Origin of the sequence: Caulobacter sp. BK020 (genome assembly GCF_004342605.1) — a bacterium.
Taxonomy (GTDB): Bacteria; Pseudomonadota; Alphaproteobacteria; order Caulobacterales; family Caulobacteraceae; genus Caulobacter.
Window position 1 is genome coordinate 253,196 of the sequence record NZ_SLZL01000004.1, and the last position, 23,772, is coordinate 276,967.

The 23,772-nt window shown below is 67.6% G+C and carries 20 protein-coding genes; 5 read left to right on the forward strand and 15 right to left on the reverse strand.

Translation table 11 applies throughout. The features are described from left to right. The first annotated feature begins 3 nt into the window (after nt 1–3). Both EV278_RS07025 and EV278_RS07030 read left to right on the forward strand, forming a co-directional pair. On the forward strand, nt 4–918 hold the full coding sequence (locus tag EV278_RS07025) for a LysR family transcriptional regulator (protein ID WP_132088579.1): 915 nt from the start codon (nt 4–6) through the stop codon (nt 916–918). Nucleotides 919–960: 42 nt separating this feature from the next. After that, a complete protein-coding gene (locus EV278_RS07030) occupies nt 961–1,530 on the forward strand; it encodes a Uma2 family endonuclease (RefSeq protein WP_132088582.1) in 570 nt (189 codons plus the stop codon). A 107-nt stretch (nt 1,531–1,637) separates the two neighbouring features. Here the strand turns inward: EV278_RS07030 and EV278_RS07035 are convergent, their stop codons facing one another. The 13 genes from EV278_RS07035 to EV278_RS07095 all read right to left on the reverse strand — a co-directional run bounded on the left by EV278_RS07035 (nt 1,638) and on the right by EV278_RS07095 (nt 13,737). Further along, nucleotides 1,638–2,399, reverse strand: a complete 762-nt coding sequence (locus tag EV278_RS07035; protein ID WP_132088585.1) for an NYN domain-containing protein — start codon at nt 2,397–2,399, stop codon at nt 1,638–1,640. Between the two features lie 96 nt (nt 2,400–2,495). After that, nucleotides 2,496–5,165 (reverse strand): methionine synthase, encoded by a 2,670-nt coding sequence (metH, locus tag EV278_RS07040; protein WP_132088588.1) that lies wholly within the window; start codon nt 5,163–5,165, stop codon nt 2,496–2,498. After that, nucleotides 5,162–5,563, reverse strand: a complete 402-nt coding sequence (locus EV278_RS07045) for a DUF4259 domain-containing protein (RefSeq protein ID WP_132088591.1) — start codon at nt 5,561–5,563, stop codon at nt 5,162–5,164. The genes metH and EV278_RS07045 overlap by 4 nt, the downstream gene beginning before the upstream one ends. Next, nucleotides 5,560–6,570, reverse strand: a complete 1,011-nt coding sequence (locus tag EV278_RS07050) for an ATP-grasp domain-containing protein (protein ID WP_132088594.1) — start codon at nt 6,568–6,570, stop codon at nt 5,560–5,562. Before EV278_RS07050 ends, EV278_RS07045 begins: the two co-directional genes overlap by 4 nt. Beyond that, entirely contained in the window at nt 6,570–7,019 is a 450-nt protein-coding gene (locus tag EV278_RS07055; protein WP_132088597.1) for a PIN domain-containing protein, read from the reverse strand. Before EV278_RS07055 ends, EV278_RS07050 begins: the two co-directional genes overlap by 1 nt. Beyond that, nucleotides 7,016–7,468 (reverse strand): hypothetical protein, encoded by a 453-nt coding sequence (locus EV278_RS07060; protein WP_132088600.1) that lies wholly within the window; start codon nt 7,466–7,468, stop codon nt 7,016–7,018. The genes EV278_RS07055 and EV278_RS07060 overlap by 4 nt, the downstream gene beginning before the upstream one ends. Before the next feature lie 102 nt (nt 7,469–7,570). Then, entirely contained in the window at nt 7,571–8,647 is a 1,077-nt protein-coding gene (locus tag EV278_RS07065; RefSeq protein WP_132088603.1) for a homocysteine S-methyltransferase family protein, read from the reverse strand. An 86-nt stretch (nt 8,648–8,733) separates the two neighbouring features. Next, entirely contained in the window at nt 8,734–9,600 is an 867-nt protein-coding gene (gene blaCAU / locus EV278_RS07070) for a CAU/MBL1b family subclass B3 metallo-beta-lactamase (protein ID WP_132088608.1), read from the reverse strand. Continuing rightward, nucleotides 9,597–10,541, reverse strand: a complete 945-nt coding sequence (gene metF, locus EV278_RS07075) for a methylenetetrahydrofolate reductase [NAD(P)H] (protein WP_132088611.1) — start codon at nt 10,539–10,541, stop codon at nt 9,597–9,599. The genes blaCAU and metF overlap by 4 nt, the downstream gene beginning before the upstream one ends. Then, the gene (locus EV278_RS07080; RefSeq protein ID WP_132088614.1) at nt 10,538–11,539 is read right to left on the reverse strand and encodes a metalloregulator ArsR/SmtB family transcription factor; all 1,002 of its coding nucleotides are present in this window, start codon (nt 11,537–11,539) and stop codon (nt 10,538–10,540) included. Before EV278_RS07080 ends, metF begins: the two co-directional genes overlap by 4 nt. A 97-nt stretch (nt 11,540–11,636) precedes the next feature. Next, nucleotides 11,637–12,011 (reverse strand): VOC family protein, encoded by a 375-nt coding sequence (locus EV278_RS07085; RefSeq protein WP_132088617.1) that lies wholly within the window; start codon nt 12,009–12,011, stop codon nt 11,637–11,639. A 107-nt stretch (nt 12,012–12,118) separates the two neighbouring features. Next, entirely contained in the window at nt 12,119–12,772 is a 654-nt protein-coding gene (locus tag EV278_RS07090) for a hypothetical protein (protein WP_132088620.1), read from the reverse strand. 5 nt (nt 12,773–12,777) lie between these two features. Continuing rightward, complete coding sequence (locus tag EV278_RS07095; protein WP_132088623.1) at nt 12,778–13,737, reverse strand: 2-hydroxyacid dehydrogenase; 960 nt, start codon at nt 13,735–13,737, stop codon at nt 12,778–12,780. Nucleotides 13,738–14,068: 331 nt separating this feature from the next. Here EV278_RS07095 and EV278_RS07100 point away from each other — a divergent pair, with 331 nt between their 5' ends. Then, entirely contained in the window at nt 14,069–14,506 is a 438-nt protein-coding gene (locus EV278_RS07100) for a hypothetical protein (RefSeq protein WP_132088626.1), read from the forward strand. A gap of 63 nt (nt 14,507–14,569) precedes the next feature. Here EV278_RS07100 and EV278_RS07105 read toward each other — a convergent pair whose 3' ends face one another. Further along, the gene (locus tag EV278_RS07105; RefSeq protein ID WP_165916545.1) at nt 14,570–18,313 is read right to left on the reverse strand and encodes a calcium-binding protein; all 3,744 of its coding nucleotides are present in this window, start codon (nt 18,311–18,313) and stop codon (nt 14,570–14,572) included. 242 nt (nt 18,314–18,555) lie between these two features. Next, complete coding sequence (gene ettA, locus EV278_RS07110) at nt 18,556–20,223, reverse strand: energy-dependent translational throttle protein EttA (protein ID WP_132088633.1); 1,668 nt, start codon at nt 20,221–20,223, stop codon at nt 18,556–18,558. Nucleotides 20,224–20,459: 236 nt separating this feature from the next. On the opposite strand from ettA, the gene EV278_RS07115 reads away from it, so the two are divergent. Together EV278_RS07115 and lepB are read left to right on the forward strand one after the other, a co-directional pair. Beyond that, complete coding sequence (locus tag EV278_RS07115; RefSeq protein ID WP_132088636.1) at nt 20,460–22,841, forward strand: TonB-dependent receptor; 2,382 nt, start codon at nt 20,460–20,462, stop codon at nt 22,839–22,841. A gap of 133 nt (nt 22,842–22,974) precedes the next feature. Next, a complete protein-coding gene (lepB, locus tag EV278_RS07120; protein WP_132088639.1) occupies nt 22,975–23,739 on the forward strand; it encodes a signal peptidase I in 765 nt (254 codons plus the stop codon). Nucleotides 23,740–23,772: the final 33 nt, after the last annotated feature.

Here is a 23,772-nt window from a genome sequence, read left to right on the forward strand (position 1 = left end):
TAGATGTTGGACGGCTTCACCCTCGACCAGATGCGCACCTTCCTGGCGGCGGCCGATGAGGGCAGCTTCTCGGCGGCCGGCCGCAAGCTGGGTCGCGCCCAGTCGGTGGTCAGCCAGACCCTGGCCAATCTGGAAGGACAGCTGGGCGTGCGGCTGTTCGACCGCGGGGCCCGCCTTCCCGTCCTGACCGAGGCCGGACGGGCCCTGGTGGTCGAGGCTCGCGAGGTGGCCGGGCGCATGGACGCCTTCAAGGCCCGCGCCGCCAGCCTAGCCGGCGGGCTGGAGCCCGAGGTCTCGATCGTGGTCGACGTGCTGTTCCCGATGGAGGTGCTGACCCACGCCATCGGCGACTTCCAGCACCGCTTCCCCGACACGACCTTGCGCATCCATGTCGAGGCGCTGGGCGCGGTGCTGCAGCCGGTGCTGGACGGCCGCTGCGCGTTCGCGGTGATGGGCTCGCTGCCCGACGCGCCGCCGGAACTGGTGCGCGAGCGGCTGATCGCCCTGCGCCTGGTCCAGGTCGCTGCCGCGGGTCATCCTCTGGCCGCCCTGCCCAGCCCGTTGTCACCGGAGGACGTGGCCGGCCATGTCCAGCTGGTGCTGACCGACCGCTCCACCCTGACCCAGGGCCGCGAGTTCGGGGTGTTCTCGAACCGCACCTGGCGGTTGGCCGACCTGGGCGCCAAGCACGCCTTCCTGCGCGCCGGCCTGGGCTGGGGCGGCATGCCCCTGGACCGGGTCGAGGCCGACCTGGCGGCCGGGGTCCTGGTCGAGCTGAAGATGCGCGACTTCCCGGCCGCCGGCTACCTGATGCCGATGTACGCCGCCCACCGCGCCGACACGCCTCCCGGCCCGGCGGGGCGCTGGCTGATCGAGCGGCTGAAGGACACGGCGGTGATGTGCCCGAGCCAGCCGTGAGCGTCGCGTGCACCGGTCAGTCCGCCATGGTATCTTCGCCCCATGAACGCGCCCGTTCACCCCTCTCCCGACCTGCCTCGCCGGCTGTTCACCACGCAGGACGTGTTCCGCATGGTCGAGGCGGGCGTGATGCAGGAGGACGAGAACGTCGAGCTGATCGGGGGGGAGCTCGTGGTCATGGCGGCCAAGAAGAACGACCATGAGATCTTCAAGAGCGCGCTGCTGGAATGGCTGGTGAAGGGCAAGGCCGACGACCAGCGGGTGGGCGTCGAGACCACGCTCTATCTGGCCGAGATGCTGTTCGTCGAACCCGATCTGATGCTCTACCCGCGCACGATCAAGCCGCAGGACCTGGCCGGCGGCGACCTCACCCTGCTGATCGAGGTCAGCGACGACAGCCTGTCGCGCGACCTCGGCCTGAAGGCCTCGATCTACGCCGACCACGGCGTGCGCGACTATTGGGTGGTGGACGTTGAAGCGCGACGGGTCATCGTCCACCGCGACCCGACGGACGAGGGCTATCGGTCGGCTCGGTCGTTCGAAGCCGACGCAGAGGTCGCGGCGCTGCTGGCGCCGGAACTGGCCATGAGGCTGTCCAGCTTGCTGGACTGAACTCTGTCAAACTTCAGCGCGCCCAGACAGGAACAAGCTCAAGCTCCCTCGATGGAACCTCGGCGCGGGGAAAGTCATGGTTCGGACATTGCGTCCCCGACCCGGCCTCACGCCTTGCGGACGCCCTTGCCCGCCACTGGCTTCGTCCTGATCTGAAGCGCGCCCGCCTCCGTGGTGCGGATCTCGAAAAGCCCGACCTTGGCCACGAGGTCGCGCAGCTTGGCGTGACCGTAGGTTCGTGGATCGAAATCGGGCGCAAGGATCGCGAGCTGCTGGCCGACCCGGCCCAAGGGCGTCCAGCCGCCCCCGTCGTCGACATCCAGCTGGGCCAGGGCCGTTCGGATCAGGGGGATCGCCGCGGTCGGCGGCTGGCGCGCTGGAGCTAGCGCGGCCGGCGTCTGGCCGGGTAACACCTGAGCCACGGCCTCGGGCAGCAGGTTCTCGGTATAGACGAACCGGCTGCAGGCCTGTCGGAAGCTCTCCGGGGTCTTGCGTTCCCCAAAGCCGTAGACATCGGCGCCCTGCTCGCGGATCCGCGCCGCCAGCCTAGTGAAATCGCTGTCCGACGACACAAGGCAGAAGCCGTCGAAGCGGCCTGCGTGCAGCAGGTCCATGGCGTCGATCACCAGGGCGATGTCCGAGGCGTTCTTGCCCTGGGTATGGGCGAAGTTCTGGTGGGGCATGATCGCATGGACGGCCAGAACGTCCGTCCATCCCTTCAGGCGCGAGTTCGAGAAGTCGCCATAGATCCGGCGGAGGCTGGCCTCCCCGATCTTGGCGATCTCCTCGAACAGCCCCGGCGCGATGCGGGGAGACGCGTTGTCCGCGTCGATCAGCACGGCAAGGCGAGAAGCGCGCGGTTGAGCCATGGCGCCCATGTTATCGCAAAGTGAGCGCAGGGACACGCGGAGGTCGCGTGGCGGCGTTCGCCTAGACCTCCGATTAGAGTCCGCGCATCACGCTCGCTAAGCCGCCTCGCCCCGCGCCCTCGCCGCCGGATCGTAGTTGAGAATCGGCGACAGCCACTTCTCGGCCAGGGCCAGGTCCCAGCCCTTGCGGCGGGCGTAGTCCTCGACCTGGTCGAGATCGACCTTGCCGACGCCGAAATAGTGGCTCTGCGGATGGCTGAAATAGAGGCCCGACACGGCCGCGCCGGGGGTCATGGCGTAGCTCTCGGTCAGCATCATGCCGGTGGCGGCCTCGGCGTCCAGCAGCTTGAACAGCGTGCCCTTCTCGGTGTGGTCGGGCTGGGCCGGATAGCCGGGGGCCGGGCGGATGCCCTGGTACTTCTCGGCGATCATCACGTCGACGTCCTCGCGCTCGTCGGCCGCATAGCCCCACAGCTCGACACGGGCCTTGTAGTGCAGCCACTCGGCGAAGGCCTCGGCCAGGCGGTCGGCCAGGGCCGAGGCCATGATGGCGCTGTAGTCGTCGCCGGCGTCCTTGAAGCGCTTGACGATCTCGTCCTCGCCATGGCCGGCGGTGACGGCGAAGCCGCCCATATAGTCGGCGCCCTGGCCGATCGGCGCGACGAAGTCGGCCAGGGCCAGGTTGGCCTTGCCCTCGGACTTGTCCATCTGCTGGCGCAGGGTGAACAGGCGGGCCAGCTCGGTCGTACGGGTTTCGTCCGTGTAGAGAACGATGTCGTCACCGTCCGCCTGGGCCGGCCAGAAGCCGGCCACGCCCTTGGCCTCGAACCACTTTTCGGCGACGACCTTGTCGAGCATGGCGCGCGCGTCGCGGTAGAGGTCGGTGGCGGCCTGGCCGACCACGTCGTCCTCCAGGATCTGCGGGAAGCGGCCGATCAGCTCCCAGCTGGCGAAGAACGGCGACCAGTCGATGAACGGGACCAGCTCGGCCAGGGACGGCTCGAAGGTCCGCGTACCAATGAAAGCCGGCTTGGGCGGCGCGTAGCCAGCCCAGTCGATGGCGTACTTGCGCCGGCGAGCCTCGGCGATGGCCGTGCGGGCCTTGACCGTCTGGCCGCGCGCGTACTGCTCGCGCACCTTGACGTATTCGGCCCGGGTCTCGGCGATCACCCGGTCGCGCTCGGTCGGCGACAGGAGGTTCGACACCACGCCCACCGCCCGGCTGGCGTCCAGCACATAGGTGGTCGGGCCGGCGCGGTAGGCCGGCTCGATCTTGACCGCCGTATGGGTGCGGCTGGTGGTGGCGCCGCCGATCAGCAGCGGCATGGTGAAGCCCTGGCGCTCCATCTCGGCGGCCACGAACACCATCTCGTCCAGCGACGGGGTGATCAGGCCCGACAGGCCGATCATGTCGACCTTGTGCTTGCGGGCTTCGTCGAGGATGCGGTCGGCCGGAACCATCACGCCCAGATCGATGACCTCGTAGTTGTTGCACTGCAGGACCACGCCGACGATGTTCTTGCCGATGTCGTGGACGTCGCCCTTGACGGTGGCCATCAGGATCTTGCCGGCCTGCTCGCGAGGCTTGCCCGCCTTTTCCGCCTCCATGAACGGTTCCAGCCAGGCCACGGCCTGCTTCATCACGCGGGCGGACTTCACGACCTGGGGCAGGAACATCTTGCCCGAGCCGAACAGGTCGCCGACCACGTTCATGCCGTCCATCAGGTGGCCTTCGATCACGTGCAGCGGCCGCTCGACCGACAGGCGGGCTTCCTCCGTATCCTGATCGATATAGTCGGTGATGCCGTTGACCAGGGCGTGGGTGATGCGCTCGTTCACGGTGCCCTTGCGCCATTCCAGGTTGGCGGCCTGGACCTGGCTCCTGTCGCCCTTGTAGCGGGGCGCCATATCGACCAGGCGCTCGGTGTTGGAGACGTTGGTCCGCTGCGGGCGGTTGAGGATCACGTCCTCGACGGCCTCGCGCAGCTCGGGGTCGATGTCGTCATAGACCGGCAGGTCGCCGGCGTTGACGATGCCCATGTCCATGCCCGCCTCGATGGCGTGGTACAGGAACACCGAGTGGATCGCGCGGCGCACCGGCTCATTGCCGCGGAAGCTGAACGAGACGTTCGACACGCCGCCCGACACGCGGGCGTAGGGGCAGCGCTTCTTGATCTCGCGCGTGCCCTCGATGAAGTCGACGGCGTAGTTGTCGTGCTCCTCGATCCCGGTCGCCACCGCGAAGATGTTGGGATCGAAGATGATGTCCTCCGGCGGGAAGCCCACCTTGTCGACCAGGATGCGGTAGGCCTTTTCGCAGATCTCGATCTTGCGGGCGGCTGTGTCGGCCTGGCCGACCTCGTCGAAGGCCATCACCACCACGGCCGCGCCGTAGCGCAGGCACAGCCTGGCCTGCTCGATGAACTTGTCCTCGCCCTCCTTCATCGAGATCGAATTGACGATCGCCTTGCCCTGCACGCACTTCAGGCCGGCCTCGATCACCTCCCACTTGGAGCTGTCGATCATCACAGGCACCCGGGCGATGTCGGGTTCGGCCGCCATCAGGTTCAGGAAGGTGACCATGGCCTGCTTGGAGTCCAGCAGGCCCTCGTCCATGTTGACGTCGATGACCTGGGCGCCGGCCTCGACCTGCTGGCGGGCCACCGACAGAGCGGCGGCGTAGTCGCCCTCGACGATGAGCTTCTTGAACTTGGCCGAGCCGGTGACATTGGTGCGCTCACCGATGTTGACGAAGACGGGTCTCATTGGGATGCGCTCAAGGTCGTTTGCAGGGCGGCGATCTGAGTGAGCCACGCGTCGTGGTCGTCACCCTCCTGCCAGAGTTCGTCGAGTTCGGAGGCTGGCCCCACAACGCGCGCCAGGGCCGATCGGGCCAGGGCGACCACGCCTTGCGGCGGCGCGCCGAGGGCGGCCTTCAGCTCGCGGTGATTGTCCGGGAGGATCGTCACCTCGCCGACGGCGGCCGCGACGATGGCGGCGGCCGCCACGGCGATCGAGCCCTCGGGCGCTTCCAGGTAGCCGGCCTGCTTGGTGACGTAGTCGAGCGCCTGCACGACGGTACGCCATTCCGGCGCCTCGGCCAGATCGTCGATGAAGTCCAGCGCGTCGTCGTTGTCGAAAGGTCCGTTGGCCCAGGCGCTCATGGTCGGGCCGCCCCTTCGCTGACGCGCTTGGCGCGGGCGACCGCCAGGGCGATCTGGCCGTCCAGGAAGTCTCGGAACGCGATCCCCTGGGCCTTCAGCGACTTGGGATACAGCGAGGCCGCCGTCATGCCCGGCAGGGTGTTGATCTCCAGGAAGATCGGGCCGTTCGGCGTGACGATGAAATCGCTGCGCGAATAGCCGCCAGCCCCGACGGTCTTGTGGGCCTTCAAGGCGGCCTCCTGCATGGCGGCGTTGACCTCGGGCGCGAACGTGGCCGGGCAGATTTCTTCGGTCGTCTTGGCCAGGTACTTGCCGACATAGTCGAAGGCCCCGTCGGCGGGACGGATCTCGACCGGCGGCAGGGCGAAGACCTGGCCGTCCTGCTCCAGCACCCCGCAGGTCGCCTCGCCCCCGGCCACGAAGGGCTCGATCACATAGGCTTCGCGAGCGGCGGCGGCCCTCAGGGTTTCCAGGTCGGCGGCTTCATTGACGAAGATCAGGCCGTAGCTGGAGCCGTCAGCCACCGGCTTGGCGACCAGCTTGCCGTACTTGGCGAGAGCGGCCTCGGCGTCGGCCAGTTCAACGGTCGAGGGCGCAATCACGCCCGCCTTGGCCACGGCGGCCTTGGTGGCGATCTTGTCGAAGGCCAGGCGGCTGGATTTGCTGTCCGAACCGGTGAAGGCGACGCCGCGCGCCTCGCACAGCGCCGCCAGGTCGCCGTTCTCGGCCGCGCCGCCGTGCATGCCCAGGACCAGCACGCGGTCCTCGGCCTTGGCCTTGTCGAGCGCCGCCGCGATGTCGCCGATCGGCGGCCCTTCGGTCGGCAGGTCGATCTCGAACGGCCGCTGATGGGCCTGCAGCACCGCGTCGCTGGCGATATAGACCTGGTCGTCGGGCGCCCAGAACCACAGGTCGGCCTCCGGCAAAGCCTTGGCCAGGGCCTTGGCGCTGGCCACCGACACCAGGCGCTCGCGGCTCATGCCGCCGAAGAGGATCGTTGTAAGCATCAAGTTTCCAAAAGTTCGCGAGCGCGGAGGCTTAGTCCGCCGTCGGGGGCGAAAGGATTGACGACTTCGATAGCGCCGAACTTGAAGCCGTCCTGCATGTCCTCCGAGAGCATGACCTTAACGCCGAACGCCCTCGCCGAAGTCAGCAGCAGGGCGTCCCAATAGCCCAACCTCCCGCTCGCCATCAGACTTAGCGCCTCCTCGACGGCGGTTTCGCCAGGCGGAAAGGTGTCAAAGGCATGCAGGACATTACGGGCGTGCTGAGCTGCGGCCCAAGGCGGATGACGAAGTTTTCGGGAGAGCACATTCGCCAACTCACCGATCACCTGGAGGCCCAATGGTTGCCGACGCGCGCCGAGGATCGTAAGCAACTCGCTGGCGACGGCCTGCTTGGCCGGCTCGTCATCGTCCGAGACGTAGACCAACACATTGGTGTCCAAGCTGATCATCGCGCGTGCATCTCGTCGCGCGTCATGGTTCGCCCTTCCGACTTCCAGCCCTGCCCAGCCAAGGCCAAAAAGGCGTCCAGTGCGGCCTGCCGGCTTTCGTCGGTGCGCACAAGACGCCGAGAGGCCTCAACCGCGCGCGTTTCAAAGGCCGCTCCCTGCTCTTCGACGCCGGGCTGCGTGGCCCAATGGACCTCCAGGCTGACCACGTCGCCGCGACGGGTCCTGTAGAGCTCGCGCCAAAACTCCTGAGCGCGCCCAAGCGGACGGACTCCGGGCGTGGGGCGTCCATCCTTGCCGTCGTCCATCTTACGCCAAGGCCCTTCGACGCCATCGATCGTCAGACTCAGAATCTCGCCCGCGCCCAGCCCGGCTACGCGGGCCGCCAACGCGTCGTCGCCATGGATGTGTTTTGCCCAAATCACGAAGTCAGAAACTGTGATGGTAGCCATTTGACCGCCTCGGTGTGGAAGTCGATAACCCCACACTACCCCCGCTGGATGGAATGTAAATACCCCTATATACCCCCATATACCCTCGAAGGAGGTGTAGGATTACGCCAGTTCGAACGGTTCCAGGCCCGCCAGCCGCATGGCCTTTGGGCGCTCGGGGATGGCGCGCGGGGTCAGGCCGCGCACCTCGTCGGCGACATGCCGGATGTGGTCGGGCGTGGTGCCGCAGCAGCCGCCCAGGATGTTGACGATGCCGTCCTTGGCCCATTCGTGCAGCTGATGGCCGGTCTGGTGCGGCTCCTCGTCATACTCGCCCATGGCGTTGGGCAGGCCGGCGTTCGGATAGGCCGCCACCAGGGTGTCTGCGATGCGGGCCATCTCGGCGATATGCGGGCGCATCAGGTCCGCGCCCAGGGCGCAGTTGAAGCCGACAGCGAACGGCTTGCAGTGCTTGATGCTGTTCCAAAACGCCTCGGCCGTCTGGCCCGACAGGGTGCGGCCCGAGCGGTCGGTGATGGTGCCGCTGATCCAGATCGGCAGCTCCTCGTGGCCCTCGTCGCGCAGGTCCAGGATCGCCTTGATCGCGGCCTTGCAGTTCAGGGTGTCGGTGATGGTCTCGATCAGGAAGAGATCGACGCCCCCCTCGTAGAGCGCCGCCACCTGCTCGCGATAGGCCTGGTAGACCTGGTCGAAGGTCACCTTGCGGGCGCCTGGATCGTTCACGTCCGACGACATCGACAGCATGACGTTCAGCGGCCCGATCGAGCCGGCGATGAACTTGGGGCTTGCGGGGTTTTCCGTGTTCCAGCGGTCGGCCACCGAACGGCCGATCCGCGCGCCCTCGAAATTGATGTCGCGCACCGTGGCCGCGTCCAGCCCGTAGTCGGCCTGGGCGATGGTGGTGCCGGAGAAGGTGTTGGTCTCGGAGATGTCGGCGCCGGCGGCGAAATAGGCGTCGTGCAGTTCGGCCACCAGGTCGGGCCGGGTCAGGCACAGGATGTCGTTGTTGCCCTTCATCTGGCCGTCGTAGTCGGCGAAGCGCTGGGCGCGGTAGTCGGCCTCGGACAGCTTCTTCTTCTGGAACATCACGCCCCACGAGCCGTCGAGGATCAGGATGCGGTCCTTGGCGGCGGCCTTCAGGGCCGCGATGCGGCCGGTTCGGGTGGTGAGATCGGTCATGGTCGGCTCCTGCCCGAGGACTCGCCTCCGGCCGTTCGGGTCTTTCTAGCGCTTCGCGAGGAAGCGGGACTCAATTCTGCTCGCCGCTACGGTTTGCGAGCGCTTTGCTGGCGGGCCAGTTCCTTGTCGAACGCCTCTTCGGAGGTCGTTGCGTAGCGGGCGAGCTCACCGGGATCGACGAAGGCGTTGACGTCGCCGGCCAGCATCTTCCTGCGCTTGTCCAGCAGATGGCCCTGCTCCTCATGGGCGGGCAACATCACGTCGGTGGGCAGCGCTTTCAGCGCCGCGAACGTGGCGCGGTAGTCGGCGACGATGTTCCTGTAGGTCTTGTTGCCGACCAGCACGTTGCCGGCCACCGAGGCCGAACAGGGGAAGGTGACGTTCAGCGCCCGGTCGCGGTCGACCACCTGGGTGGTCCAGGTGGTGCAGCCGATCGTGTGGCCCGGCGTCAGGTGGGCGACCAGGGTCGTCTCGCCCAGCTTCAGCTTCTGGCCGTCGCCAAACGTCTTGTCGACCTTGACCGGGGCGAACGGCGTCAACCCATTGTCGTTGTCGCCGAAGTGCTGGCCCTTCTTCAGGGCCGGCTCGTCCGGCCGCGAGGCCCAGACCTTGGCCCCGGTGTCGGCCTTCAGCTGGGCCAACCCGCCGGCATGGTCGAAGTGGGCGTGGGTGTTGATCAGGACCTTCACGTCCGAGAGCTTGAAGCCCAGGGCCTGGATATTGGCCTCGATCAGCTTGGCGCCCGCTGGCGACGGGCCGCTGTCGAGCAGCACATGGCCTTCCGACGACGAGATCAGCCAGGCCGACAGGCCTTCGGAGCCGACATAGTAGATGTTGCCGACCACTCGGTAGGGCCGGATCGGCTTGGACCAGTTGGCCGGATCGGCGGCGTCCGCCGCGCTGGCCAGGACCAGACCCAGGACCGCCAGAAAGATCGGCGCCGCCCGTTTCACGCCGCGGCCTCCGAAGCGGTCGGCGCATTCTCGCGCACGCCCAGCACGCGACAGATCGCGTAGACCAGGTCGGCCCGGTTCAGGGTGTAGAAGTGAAAGTCGGAGAAGCCCTGCTCCTGCAGCTTGGCGCACATCTCCGAGGCGACCGAGCAGGCGATCAGGCGGCGGGTGTCGGCGTCCTCGTCCAGGCCGTCGAACAGGTTCGCCAGCCAGCCCGGCACCGCCGTCTGGCAGGCCGCCGACATCTTCACCAGGCCCTTGAAATTGGTCACCGGCATGATGCCCGGCACGATCGGGATGGTGATCCCGGCCGCCCGCACCTTGTCGACGAACCGCAGGAAGGCGTCGGTGTCGAAGAAGAACTGGCTGATGGCCAGGGTGGCCCCGGCATCGACCTTGGCCTTCAGCACGTCGATGTCATGCTCGATCGAGGGGCTCTCGGGGTGCTTCTCCGGATAGACCCCGACCAGCACGTTGAACGGCGCGATCGCCCTCAAGGCCGAGGTCAGCTCGGTGGCGTTCCTGTAGCCGTCCTCACGCGGCACATAGACGCCGCCGATGCCGCCTTCGCCGGGCGGCGGGTCGCCGCGCAGAGACACCACGTGGCGCACGCCGGTTTCCCAGTATTCGCGGATCACCTCGTCCACCTCGGCCCGGCTGGCGCCGACGCAGGTCAGGTGGGCGGCGGGCTTGAGGCTGGTCTCGTCCAGGATGCGCTTGACCGTGCGGTGGGTGCGCTCGCGCGTCGAGCCGCCGGCCCCATAGGTCACCGAAACGAAGGCCGGGTCCAGCGGGGCCAGGCGCTTGATGGCCGCCCACAGGTTCTCTTCCATCTGCTCGGTCTTGGGCGGGAAGAACTCGAACGAGACGCGCGGACGGTCGGTGCGCTCGCCGGCGCGGGCGACCGGACCCAGGACGCGGCGAAGGGGAGGAACGGTCATGCGGCGCTTCTTTCGGCAGTCTTGGCGGCGTTTTGAACGGCGGCGGGCTCGGGAGGGCGACGCGCGGTCCAGATCTTGACGGTCAGCCCCTCGGCGGAGGCCGGCGGCAGGGCGATATTGACGTCCAGGACCAGGCCGGCCGCCTCGATCCAGGCGACGATCTCGGCGTCGGCGAATCCCAGGCGGCGGTGCTGGTGGTTCTCCCGCAGGAACTCGTGGTCGTGGGGCGCGAAGTCGGCGATCAGCAGCAAGCCGCCCCCGGCCACCAGACGTGCGGCCTCGGCCACGGCGGCGGCGGGATCGCCCAGATAGTGCAGCACCTGGTGCACGGTCACCAGATCGGCGCAGCCGCCCGGCAAGCCGGTGGCGAAGATGTCGCCGTGGCGCAGCTCGCACTGGACCAGCCCCGCCTTGGCCACCTCGTCGCGGGCGATGTTGAGCATCTGCTGCGACAGATCCAGCCCCAGCGCGGCGCCCGCGCGGCGGCCGAACAAGGTCAGCATGCGGCCGGCGCCGGCGCCCAGATCGACCATCTCGTCGAAAGGCCCCTCGCCCGCCGCCTGCAGGATGGCGGCCTCGACCTCGGCCTCGTCGACATAGAGCGAGCGGATCTCGTTCCAGCGCGCGGCGTTACGGGCGAAATAGGCCTGGGCGCCGGCCGTGCGCTCGGCGCGCACCAAAGCCAGCCGCTCGGCGTCGCTTCGGCCGATGGGATCCTCTGGATCGATCAGCTCCAGGGCCCGTTCGATCACGGTTCGGCCTGGCGACTTCAGCGCGAGGCGGTAGAACACCCAGGCGCCGTCCGGAAACCGCTCGACCAGGCCAGCCTCGGCCAGCAGCTTCAGATGCCGCGAGACCCGGGGCTGGCTCTGGTCCAGGATCCGGCAAAGCTCCAGCACCGAAAGCTCTTCGGCCGCCAGCAAGGCCAGCACCCGCAGGCGGGTCGACTCGCCCGCCGCGCGCAGCAGATCCACCACCTGTTCCGACGACACTTTCATAGGGACATAAAGATATCTTTATGTCCGTTTTGGCAAGCTAAATCCGTCTCGGCCCATCATCAAAGAGGCGAATCTTCAGGCCGGCCCGCGCGGTAAACTATGCCTCGGCGGACGGCTTTGACGGCTGCCAGAGCTCGATTTTCACCCCGGCCGGGTCGATCAGCCAGGCGAACTTCCCCATGCCCTCGTCATCCTGTCGTCCCGTCGGCTCCACGCCCTCACCCGCCGCGCGGACCAGCACGCCGTCCAGGTCGTCGACGATGAAGTTGATCATGAACGGGGACTGGGACGGTTCGAAATAGCGTGTCTCGGCGTCGAACGGCGCCCAAGTGACAGCGCCGACCTTGGGATGCTGGAACATCGCGCCCCAGTCAGACACCTTCAGCCCCAGCACCCGGGCGTACCAATCCCGCAGCGCGGCCGGATCCTCGGCCTTGAAGAACACACCGCCCAAGCCCAGGACCTTCGCCATCGCTAGCGCTCCTTTCTCCGTCGCCCCACGCCGCCCCGGCGACGCCTTCGCGTCCAGCACGATATCAGGGCCGAGCGGTTGCGCCAGACGGACGCGCGCCCCTCCTCCTAGCCGCAGCGATCGGCCACCTTGGTCCAGGTCTCGCGCACTGACACGCTCGGACCGTTCGAAGCTCCACCGCCCAGACTGGCCTTCAACGCCGCCAGTTGCTGCCTGGCGGCCTCGGCCTCTTCTGGCGGCCCCGAGCGAATGGTCGCCTCGATCTGGGCGATGACCGGCGCCATGGCGGCGGTCGTGCGCGGGTCCATCCCGGCCGCCGGCGCGGTGACGAGCTGGGTCTCGAATCTGTGCTCCCAGCGTCCGTCCGCCAATCGCCGCCAATCGGACGTCAAGGTCTGGCCGCCAGCGCAGACCGCCTCCTGGGTCGAGCCGCCATCCGGCAGGGCCCCGTAAATGCGATTGACGCAGGCCACCGCGCCGGGCGGAGGCGGTCGGGAGTCGGCGCAGAACCGATTGGGACCCCGCCCCGGATAGGTCTGTCGCGTCGTCGTCCCGTCGCCGTTCGACTGCTCGACGGTGATGGTCCCCGTCGCACCATCGACCCGCTGGACCGACCGCAGGACCATGGGCCCGGCGCGCGAGATCGTGGTCGTCTCCGAATCGATCCGGTACTCGCCGGGCGACGGGTGAGTCGTGTCGGCCGCCAGCACGGCGGCAGCCGACACGAGGGCGATCGCGCCGCCCAGGCCCAGGGTGTTCATCCGGCCTAGCCGTCCACCGGCGAGGCCAGGGCTTCGCCCTTGAAGAACCGCCGCAGGTTTTCGACGGTCAGCCCGACCATGGCGGGGATGCTGTCCAGCGTGGCGCCGGCGGTGTGCGGGGTCAGCACCGTGTGGGGCACGCCGGCCCAGCGCGAGGCCGGGGTCGGCTCGTGGTCGAACACGTCCAGCCCGGCCATGCCCAGCCGGCCGTCCTTGAGCGCGGCGATCAGCGCGTCCTCGTCGACCAGAGAGCCGCGCGCCACATTGACCAGCAGGCCCTGCGGCCCCAGGGCCTCGATGACCGCCTGGTTGATCATGTGGCGGTTGGTGGCGTCCGGCCGGGCGCAGACCACCAGGATGTCGCTGTCGCGAGCCAGGTCCAGCAGGCCCCTGGCCCGCGGGCGCTCGGTCTCCTTCGGCCGCGGCGCCCACCACGAGACCTTCAGCTCGAAGGCGTCCAGGCGCTGGGCCACCGCCTCGCCGATATGGCCCAGGCCGACGATACCGGCCTTGCGTCCGCGCAGGCTGTGGCGGGGGCTCATCCGCTCCATGCTGGTCCAGTGGCCGCCGCGCAGTTTCTGATCGCCTTCGACGATGCCGCGCCAGGCCGCCAGCACCAGGCCCACGGCATGGTCGGCGACATCGGCGGCGTTGAGGCCGACCGAGTGGGTCACGGCGATGCCGTGCTGCTTGCACCACGGGACATCGACGCCGTCATAGCCGACGCTGACGCAGGCGATCAGGCCCAGCCGCGGCATCTCCGACAGCAGGTCCTTGGCCAGCATCAACTCGCCGGCGTGAACAATGGCCCGCACCTGTCGCCCCGGCCCATCCAGGAACGCCAGGCGGTCGGGATAGTCCCACAGCCTGTGCACCTGGTACGCCCCCTCGAGAAGCGGCTGCAGCGGCATCAGCATTTCGTGCGAAAGGACGATGTGGGGTTTATCGGCGGGCGTTTGGGGCATGCTGTTCTCCATCCCGGACGACGCGCGGTCCATGAGGACAACGCCTCCGCGACCTGAAAGATCGGGATCAGTTTCGCCAGATCAAGCTACTCCAGTTCCTCGCGAACACCATTGGCGGCCATGTTCGGAAGAGTAGTCGCCCGCCCACCCGCTATCAGCGAGGATTTCGTCAGGTATGCGGCCTCAACGCAGGCCGGAATCTGGCCTTCAGCCCGTTTGGGACCTCCTGGTTCCGACGCCATGAAAGGCCAAGCTGTGAACTGCGGCCACGCTCAGGGGTTTTGCTGAACGACGCGATCCCGTGGACGCGCCAGTTCTGGAGAAACTCCCCATGATGATCAGAACCCTCGCCGCCGGCGTCGCCCTGGCCGTGCTCGTCGTCGGCGCGGCCTCGGCCGCTCCCCAGTCCAAGAGCTCGGCCGCCGCGGCCAGCCCCAAGCAGCCGATCCCCTACAGCCAGCTCGACGCCTATCTGAAGGCTTCGCCCAAGCAGCGCGCCACCAAGGACTGGTGGAGCGGTTCGGCCTCCACCGGCACGTCGACCGACACCTCGGCGACGGCCCCGGCGACCGACACCTCGGCCTCGACGTCGACCTCGACGACCACCGACGGCTCGGTGAACCCGCCGACTTCGACGACCATGCCGTCGGACTCCTCGACCAGCATGCCGGCCACCCCGCCGACCATGCCGGACGCTGCTACCCCGGCCCCGGGTTCGAACCTCCCCGGCTCGACCACCACGCCGGGCGCGCCGACGGAACCGAAGTAGGCTTCTCACAAGAAAGCCCGCCTTCGTGAGAAGGCGGGCCTTTCCATGTCTCGGCGCGGAATCCTACCAGAGGATGTCCGAAGCGTGGACGTCGGGGGTGGCGAACAGGATCAGCATGTCGTTGCCGGTATTGCCGTTCAGTTGGACGAACAGGTACGAAGCGTTGGCGTCCGACACCAGGCTATAGTGATCGTTCGCGCCGTTGGTGTGCAGGGCGGTCAGGTCCACCTTGTCCACGCCTGTCTGGAAGTCATGGATGATGTCCGGGGCGTCGAGGGTCGAGTCGGTCTTGGCCACGAACTTGAAGGTGTCGGCCCCAGCCCAGCCGAACAGGGCGTCGGCCCCGCCACCGCCGATGATGGTGTCATCGCCATCCTTGCCGACAATGGTCTCGCTGAAACTCCCGCCAACCAAGGTGTCGGCGCCGCCATCGCCCAGCATGTAGGCCCCGCTGGTCAGGCCCAGGATGTCGGAGGCGTTGATCTCGGTCGTCGCGGCGATCTGGAAGGTCGTCGAGTGCGAAACGCCAAAGACCAAGGCGCCGCCCTGGTACCGCAAGATGCTGACGTTGGTGGGATCCAGGGCCGTCAGATCAAGCTTGTCCACGCCCGTCTGGAAGTCGTGGATGATGTCCAGTTGGCGCGCGTTCGACTCCTCGACCGAACGATAGGCGAAGGTGTCCGCGCCCGTTCCGCCGAACAGCGCGTCGCCGGCCTCGCCGCCGATGATCATGTCGTCGCCCGCGCCGCCGACGACGGTGTCGCTCTTGGCGCTGCCGATCAGGGTGTCGGCGCCGTCGTCGCCCACCATGTAGACGCCGTTGGTCAGGCCCAGGATGTCGACGCCGTCGATCCTGTTGATCGAGGCGATCTGGAAGGCGCCGCCGATCCCGCCGCCGTTCACGAACGTGCCGCCGTTATAATGCAGGATGCTGACGTTGCTGGGATTCAACGCCGTCAGGTCCAGCGTGTCCACGCCGCTCTGGAAGTCGTGGATGATGTCCAGTTGGCCCGCGGCGCTGTTGGACTCCGTGGCTGAGCGATAGGCGAAGGTGTCCGCGCCCGCTCCGCCGAACAGCGCGTCGCCAACATCGCCGCCGATGATCGTGTCGTTGCCCGCTTCGCCGACGATGGTGTCGTCCTTGGCGCTGCCGATCAGGGTGTCGGCGCTGTCGTCGCCCACCATGTAGACGCCGTTGGTCAGGCCCAGGATGTCGACGCCGTCGATGCTGTTGATCGAGGCGATCTGGAAGGCGCCGCCGATCCCGCCGCCGTTCACGAACGTGCCGCCGTTATGATGCAGGATGCTGACATTCGAGGGCGCGATGGCGCTCAGGTCCACCTTGTCCACCCCGGCCTTGAAATCGTGGATGATGTCCAGATGGGCGTTGTCGGAATCCAGGGCCGAAGCGTAGGCGAAGATGTTGGCGCCGGCGCCGCCCCACAGGGCGTCCGCGCCGCCACCGCCGTTCAGGGTGTCGTTGCCCGCCCCACCGTTCAGCGTGTCGCCGAGGGCCCCGCCGACCAGCGTGTCGGCGTTGACGCCGCCGGTCAGGGTCCGGCCGCCGTCGTCCCCCAAGATGGTGAAGCTGGTGGCGGTCCCGGTCATGATGTCGGTGATCCCGACCTCGCCGGCGACGGCGATCTTCATTCCGCCGCCGGGCGTCGTCACGTAGGTCATGCCCTGGGCGTACTGGATGCCGACGACGGCGGGCTGGAACGCGGTCAGATCGATCCGGTCCACGCTGGTCTGGAAGTCGGTGATGGTGTCGTAGGCCGCCGGCGCGGAGTCGCTCGTCGCCACGTATTTGAACGTATCCGCGCCGGCGCCGCCGGTCAGGATGTCGGCGCCCGCGCCGCCGGTCAGCACGTTGGTTCCCGCGTCGCCGACGATCGTGTCGCCGAAGGCCGAACCGACGATGCTCTCGATGCTCGACAGGGTGTCGGACGCGCCGTCGCCGTCGTTGGACACCAGTTGAGCCGAGAGATCGGCGTGGACGCCGGCGGCCGCGCCGGAATAGTCGGCGGCATCGGTGCCCGAGCCCCCCGACAAGGTGTCGGCGCCCCCGCGGCCGATTAGGACGTCGTTGCCGCCGCCCCCCGTCAGGAGGTTGGCGCCGGCGTCGCCGCTCAGCCGGTCGCCGAAGCTGGAACCGGTGAGGTTCTCGAAGCCCGACAGGGTGTCGGCCCCACCGCCGCCCGTTTGCTGAGCGCCGGCCAGTGCGATGTCCACGGTCACGCCGCTGGACGCGGTGGCGTAGGAGACGGTGTCGATCCCCGCCCCGCCGGTCAGTGCGTTGTTGCCGCCGTCGCCGATCAGGGTGTCGTCGCCGCTGCCGCCGATGATGTTCTCGACGTTGGTGAACGTGTCGCCGTTGGGCCCGACTCCGTTGGCCAGGATGATCGTCAGGGCCGTGGCATAGCCGCTGTAGTCGATCGTGTCGCTGCCGGCGCCGCCATCGAAGGTGTCGCCAGCCTTGCCGCTGACGAAGCGGTCGTCGCCCGCTCCGCCGAAGACGTTAACCGAGCTGTTGGACGAGATGACGACGTCGTCGCCCGCCCCGCCGTCGACGGTCAGCAGATCGGTCTGGGTCACCAGGGTCAGGGTGTCGGCGAACTCGGTGCCGCGCAGGGCGACCAGCTTCTCCACGTTCTGGATCGTGCCGCCGCCCAGGACGACGGGCTGACCGGAGACGATCCCCGCGGTGCTGAACGCGATCCCACTGGCCAAGCCGCCCAGCGACAGCCGCAGAGTATCCGTGCCGTTTCCGCCATCGACCTCGTCACCATAACCGGCCGCGAGGACGTCGTTGCCGTCCAGGCCGAACAATTGGTCTTTCTCCAGACCCATGTCGGCGATGGGGATCGCTGCGCCTGTCTGATTGCCGTCGCCTGAATAGAGGGTGTCGCCGAGGGCGCTGCCCGTCAGGATATCCGCGCCGGCGCCGCCGGACATGGCGTTGCCGGAACCTGCCGCGGTGATCTGGTCGTCGCCCGCGTCGCCATAGACCCATCCGCTGTAATAGGTCCACTGCATGAGGATGACGTCGTCGCCAGCGCCGCCATGGGTCTCGCCGTGGGAATAGATTGTGTCGTTGCCGTCGCCGCCGTCAGCCTTCGAGAAGGTGTTGCTGTTCGTGTAGAGCGTGTCGTCGCCAGCGCCGCCATATACCGCCTGCAGATATTGGCTGTTTCGTCCATCGACGATGTCGTCGCCGTCGTCGCCCGAGAGCACCCCTGTATAATAATCCGCCGTGAGGTGGTCGTCGCCGCCCATGCCGAAGACGGCCCCGAAATCGGAATAGCCTGACCCGTTGGAGCCGAGGGTGATGGTGTCGGCATAATTGCTGCCCTGCACCCAGCTGATGCTTTCAATACCGGTGATCGTCCCGCCGCCGATGACTTGCGTGGTCAGTCGGAAATCAGCCGTCACCCCGGTCGAGGCGCCCATGAAGCTGATGTAGAGATAGTCGCCAAAGGAACCGTTGGCGCCGCCGTCGACACTGTCGCCATAGCCGGCGAAGATCCGGTCACTGCCGTCGCCACCGACCAGCGTATCGACCTCGGCGCCGGTGTCGAGCACCGGCGGGGTGTAGGGATTGTTGTAATAGGGCTGGTTGAAAGCCGGCGTTTCATCGCCGCTGTAGAGTCTGTCGTCACCATCGCCGCCGCTAACGACGTCTTCGCCGGCGCCGCCCGCCAGGATGTCGCCACCGCCGTTGCCGCTCAGGGAGTCATTTCCCCCACCGCCTTGAGCCGTATCGGCGTCCGATCCGCCCGTGAAAATGTCGTCGTCAGCGGTACCCACGAAGATGGACATGATCCAAACACATGCGCCGCCCGGCCCGCCGGGATCGGCGCGCCTATCCAACTTCGAGCGATCGCGCTCCCCCAGTGCAGCTTGGCTAGCATCGGCCCGGACTCAGGGCAATCAATTTGCGCGCCTGGGTTGATATTCGACAGGATGGGCGCGGAACAGCCGCCCGCCCGAAATGAAAAGCGGCCGCCGCTCGAAGGAGCGGCGGCCGTTCAACGTCTTGGCGATAGCGCTTAGCGCGCGAACTTCTGGAACTTGATGCGCTTGGGGATCAGGCTGTCGGCGCCCAGGCGGCGCTTCTTGTCTTCCTCGTACATCTCGAAATTGCCCTCGAACCACTCGACGTGGCTGTCGCCCTCGAAGGCCAGGATGTGGGTGGCCAGACGGTCCAGGAACCAGCGATCGTGGCTGATGACCACGGCGCAGCCGGCGAACTCTTCCAGCGCCTCTTCCAGCGCCTGCAGGGTCTCGATGTCCAGGTCGTTGGTCGGTTCGTCGAGCAACAGCAGGTTGCCGCCGGTGGCCAGGGTCTTGGCCAGGTGGACGCGATTGCGCTCGCCGCCCGACAGCAGGCCGACCTTCTTCTGCTGGTCGCCGCCCTTGAAGTTGAAACTGCCGACATAGGCGCGGGAATTGATCTCGCGCTTGCCGACGATCATCACGTCGGTGCCGCCGCTGATCTCTTCCCAGATGGTCTTGTTGGGGTCGAGCGCGTCACGCGACTGATCGACGTACGACAGCTTGACGGTCTCGCCGACCTTGACGGTGCCCTGGTCGGGCTGCTCGCGGCCGGTGATCAGCTTGAACAGGGTCGACTTGCCGGCGCCGTTCGGGCCGATCACGCCGACGATGCCGTTCGGCGGCAGCTTGAACGACAGGTCCTTGAACAGCACCTTGTCGCCGTATTCCTTTTCCAGGCCGGTGACTTCCAGCACCACATTGCCCAGGCGCGGGCCAGGCGGGATCTGGATGTGGGCCTGCGTCTGGGCGGCGCGGGCGTTCTCCTGGGCGGCGACCATTTCCTCGTACGAGGCCAGGCGGGCCTTGGACTTTGACTGGCGGGCCTTGGGCGAGCTACGCACCCACTCCAGTTCGCGGGTCAGGGCGCGCTGGCGGGCCTCGGACTCCGACTGCTCCTGGACGACGCGCTTCTGCTTCTGCTCCAGCCAGCCGGAATAGTTGCCCTCGTAGGGGATGCCCTTGCCGCGATCCAGCTCCAGCGTCCACTTGGTGACCTGGTCCAGGAAGTAGCGGTCGTGGGTCACCAGGATCACGCAGCCCGGGAACTCTTCCAGGTGATGCTGCAGCCAGGCCACTGACTCGGCGTCCAGGTGGTTGGTCGGTTCGTCCAGCAGCAGCATGTCGGGCTTGCTGAGCAGCAGGCGAGCCAGGGCGATGCGGCGCTTCTCACCGCCCGACAGGCTTTCGATATTGGCGTCGTTGGGCGGGCAGCGCAGGGCGTTGATCGCCATCTCGACCTTGGAATCGATGTCCCACAGGTCCTTGGCGTCGATGATCTCCTGGAGCTTGGTCATCTCCTCCATGAGCTCGTCGGAGTAGTCCTCGCCCAGCTTGACCGCCAATTCGTTGTATTTATCAAAGACCTTCTTGTCCTCGCAGTCGGCGATGACGTTGCCCCAGACGTCCAGGGTCGGGTCCAGCACCGGCTCCTGCGGGAGGTAGCCGCGCTTGATGCCGTCGGCGGCCTTGGCCTCGCCCGAGAATTCCTTGTCGAGCCCCGCCATCACCTTCAGCAGGGTCGATTTGCCCGAGCCGTTGACGCCCACCACGCCGATCTTGGCGTCGGAGTAGAACGACAGCCAGATGTTCTCGAAGACCTTCTTGCCGCCGGGATAGGCCTTGGTCAGGCCTTGCATCTGGAAAATATATTGCTGAGCCATGGGGGGCTTCGGCCTCTTTGCGTCTTCGGGATCGGGGGTCGGGCGCTCAGATAGCCTCCAGGGCGGGATTCCGCAATGTTCCCGGCGGCCTCGCGCGACTTGCAGGCTGTCATTCCGCCGTCGCCGTTCCGTCTGAAACCCGACACGGAACTGTCGGCGCGCTGTCGTCGAGCGCTGTTACCGCACCTCCCCAAGCCGGCGCCGCTCCCCTTGAGCGCCGGCGTGGGGATACGAGCATGAAACGACACCTGATGCTGGGCGGGACCTTCTGCGCCCTGCTGCTGGCCGCGCCGCACCTGGCCCTGGCCGCCGAGCCCGCCGCAGCCGCCCCGGCCGCCGATGCGCCCGCGGCCGACGCCAACGAAGTCGACGCCGTGATCGTGCTGGGCCAGGGCCAGAGCCGCCAGGTCCAGACGATCAACACCACCCAGATCGAGGTCCTGGCCGCCGGGTCCAGCCCGCTGCGCGCGGTCGAGAAGCTGCCCGGCGTCAGCTTCCAGTCGGCCGACGCCTTCGGCGCCTACGAGTGGTCGACGCGCGTCGCCATCCGCGGCTTCGACCAGAGCCGCCTGGGCTTCACCCTGGACGGCGTGCCGCTGGGCGACATGAGCTACGGCAACTACAACGGCCTGCACGTCAGCCGCGCCGTCACCAGCGAAGACCTGGGCAAGGTCGAGCTGGCCCAGGGCGCCGGCTCGCTGTCGACCGCCTCGACCAGCAACCTGGGCGGCACGCTGCAGTTCTTCACCCGCGACCCATCGCAGGAATTCCACGTCCAGACCAACGCCACGGTCGGCTCGGACTCGATGTACCGGGTGTTCGGCCGCATCGACACGGGCGCGATCGAGAGCCTGGGCGGCCTGCGCGCCTACGTCTCGGCCGTCGACCAGAAGGCCGACAAGTGGAAAGGCGGCGGCGAGCAGAAGCAGCGCCAGTACGACGCCAAGGTCGTGCTGCCCCTGGGCGAGACCGGCTCGCTGACCGCGTTCTGGAACCACTCCGAGCGCCGCGAGCAGGACTACCAGGACATGTCGTTCGACATGATCAGGCGCCTGGGCCGCGACTGGGACAACTTCCAGCCTGACTGGAACAAGGCCGTCGGCGTCGGCGCCGTGCTGAACAACCCAGCCAACTACGCCGGCCCGACGCCGCTCCTGAACGGCGGCTACTGGACCGGCGCGGGGACCAACCCCTACGCCCAGTACGGCGTGGTCACGCCTGATGACGCCTATTACGCCGGGGCCGGCATCCGCGACGACGACATCTATGCCGTCACGTTGAAGCACGACCTGGGCGAGAAGGTCCGCTTCGACCTGACCGGCTACGGCCACAAGAACCAGGGCCAGGGCCTGTGGTACACGCCCTACACCGTCAGCCCCGGCTACGGCACGGCCGGCTCGACGGCCGCCCCCCTGTCGATCCGCACCACCGAGTACGACATCGACCGCAAGGGCCTGATCGGCAATCTCTATGTCGACCTGGGCGCCCATGCGATCAGCGCCGGTTTCTGGACCGAGGACAACGACTTCCACCAGGCCCGCCGGTTCTACGCCGAGACCCTGGCGGCCCCGTCGCGCGATCCGCTGGACTTCCAGTCCAACCCGTTCAAGACCTCGTGGGAATACAAGTTCAACACCAAGACCACGACCGGCTACCTGCAGGACGTCTGGACGGTGACCGACGCCCTGAAGGTCAATTTTGGCTTCAAGGCCCTGAAGGTCGAGAACGAGGTTTCGACCATCGCCGGCAGCGCCATGAGCGGCAAGATCGAGTCCAAGGACAACTTCCTGCCCCAGGTCGGCGTCGTCTATGACCTGCCGGGCGGCGTCGAGCTGTTCGGGGGCTACACCGAGAACATGGCCGCCTATGTCTCGGCCGCCACCTCGGGTCCGTTCGCCTCGCAGAACCAGGCCGCCGTGGACTATGTCCGCGACAACCTGCAGCCCGAGACCTCCAAGACCTTCGAAGGCGGCGTGCGCTACAAGACCGACCGCTTCCAGGGCGTCGCGGCGCTCTATCACGTCGACTTCGAGAACCGCCTGGCCAGCGCCAGCACCGCCCCGCCGATCCTGGGCCTGCCGGCGGTGCTGTCGAACGTCGGCGCGGTCAAGACCAAGGGGATCGAGCTGGCCGGCCAGTATCGGCTCACCGACGCCTGGTCGCTCTACGGCTCCTACGCCTACAACGACTCCACCTATGAGGACGACGTCCCCGGCGCCGGCGGCACGGTGGCCATGCACACCAAGGGCAAGGACGTGGTCTTCACGCCCAAATCCCTGTTGAAAGCCAGCCTGGGCTACGACAACGGCACGGGCTTCTTCGGCAATCTCGGCGTCAGCTACACCAGTTCGCGCTGGTACACGTTCGAGAACGACGGCGGCAAGGTCGACGGCTTCACCGTCGCGGACCTGACCGTCGGCTACCGTTTCGCCGGCGAAACCAACGCCTGGCTGCGCGATCTGGAGGTGCAGGCCAACATCACCAACCTGACCGACGAGGACTATATCTCGACGGTGGGCTCGGGCGGCGCGTCCAAGGCCGACCCCGGCGGCACGGCCATGACCCTGCTGCCGGGCGCCCCGCGCCAAGCCTATGTGACGGTGCGCAAGCGGTTCTAGGACCGGCGGGGACACGCCGCAAAGGCGTGTCCCCGGCCCGCGACGCCGGCTTTCCCGTGTCCGGACGCGATTTCCAGGCCGTCCCGACGCAGCTTTCCTGGCTTTTCGCGGCGTACCCGGGCGTCGTCGGACCATGACCGACACCGCCTCCCCCGCCCCGTCCATGGCCAGCCTCGGCCATGAGATCATCGACATCATCCGCACCGTCGGCGTCGCCCTGGCGATCGCCCTGGTCCTGCGGGTGGTGCTCTTCCAGCCCTTCACCATCCCCTCGTCCTCGATGGAGCCCGGCCTCGTCACCGGCGACTACATCGTGGTCTCCAAGCTGGCCTATGGCTGGAGCCGCGCCTCGCTTCCCCTGAACCCGCCGCTGTTCGAGGGACGCCTGCTGGGCCGCCTGGCCCAGCGGGGCGACGTGGTGGTGTTCCGCCTGCCGCGCGATCCGAGTCAGACCTGGATCAAGCGCGTGATCGGCCTGCCCGGCGACCGGGTCCAGGTCCGCGGCGGCCAGGTCTTCGTCAACGGCCGGGGGCTGGCGCAGGCGCCGATCGGTCTGATGCAGGATCACGACGCGCCCGACCGGCCGGTCCTGGCGATCCGGGAACGCGCACCGAACGGTCGGCAGTACCTCACCTATGACGGCGGCCCCGGCCAGCCGGGCGACGACACCGACGTCTATGTCGTGCCGCAAGGCCAGTACTTCGTGATGGGCGACAACCGCGACAACTCGCTGGACAGCCGCTGGGCCCGCGAACTCGGCGTGGGTCTGCTGCCGGCCGAGAACCTGGTGGGCAAGGCCAAGTTCGTGATGCTGTCCTGGAGGCCGGGCGCATCGATCCTCAAGCCCTGGACGTGGCTGAACTTGCAGCCCGACCGCTTCCTGAAGCCGATCCGCTGACCAGGAACATGCCCTTTCGGCGTGTCCCCCACA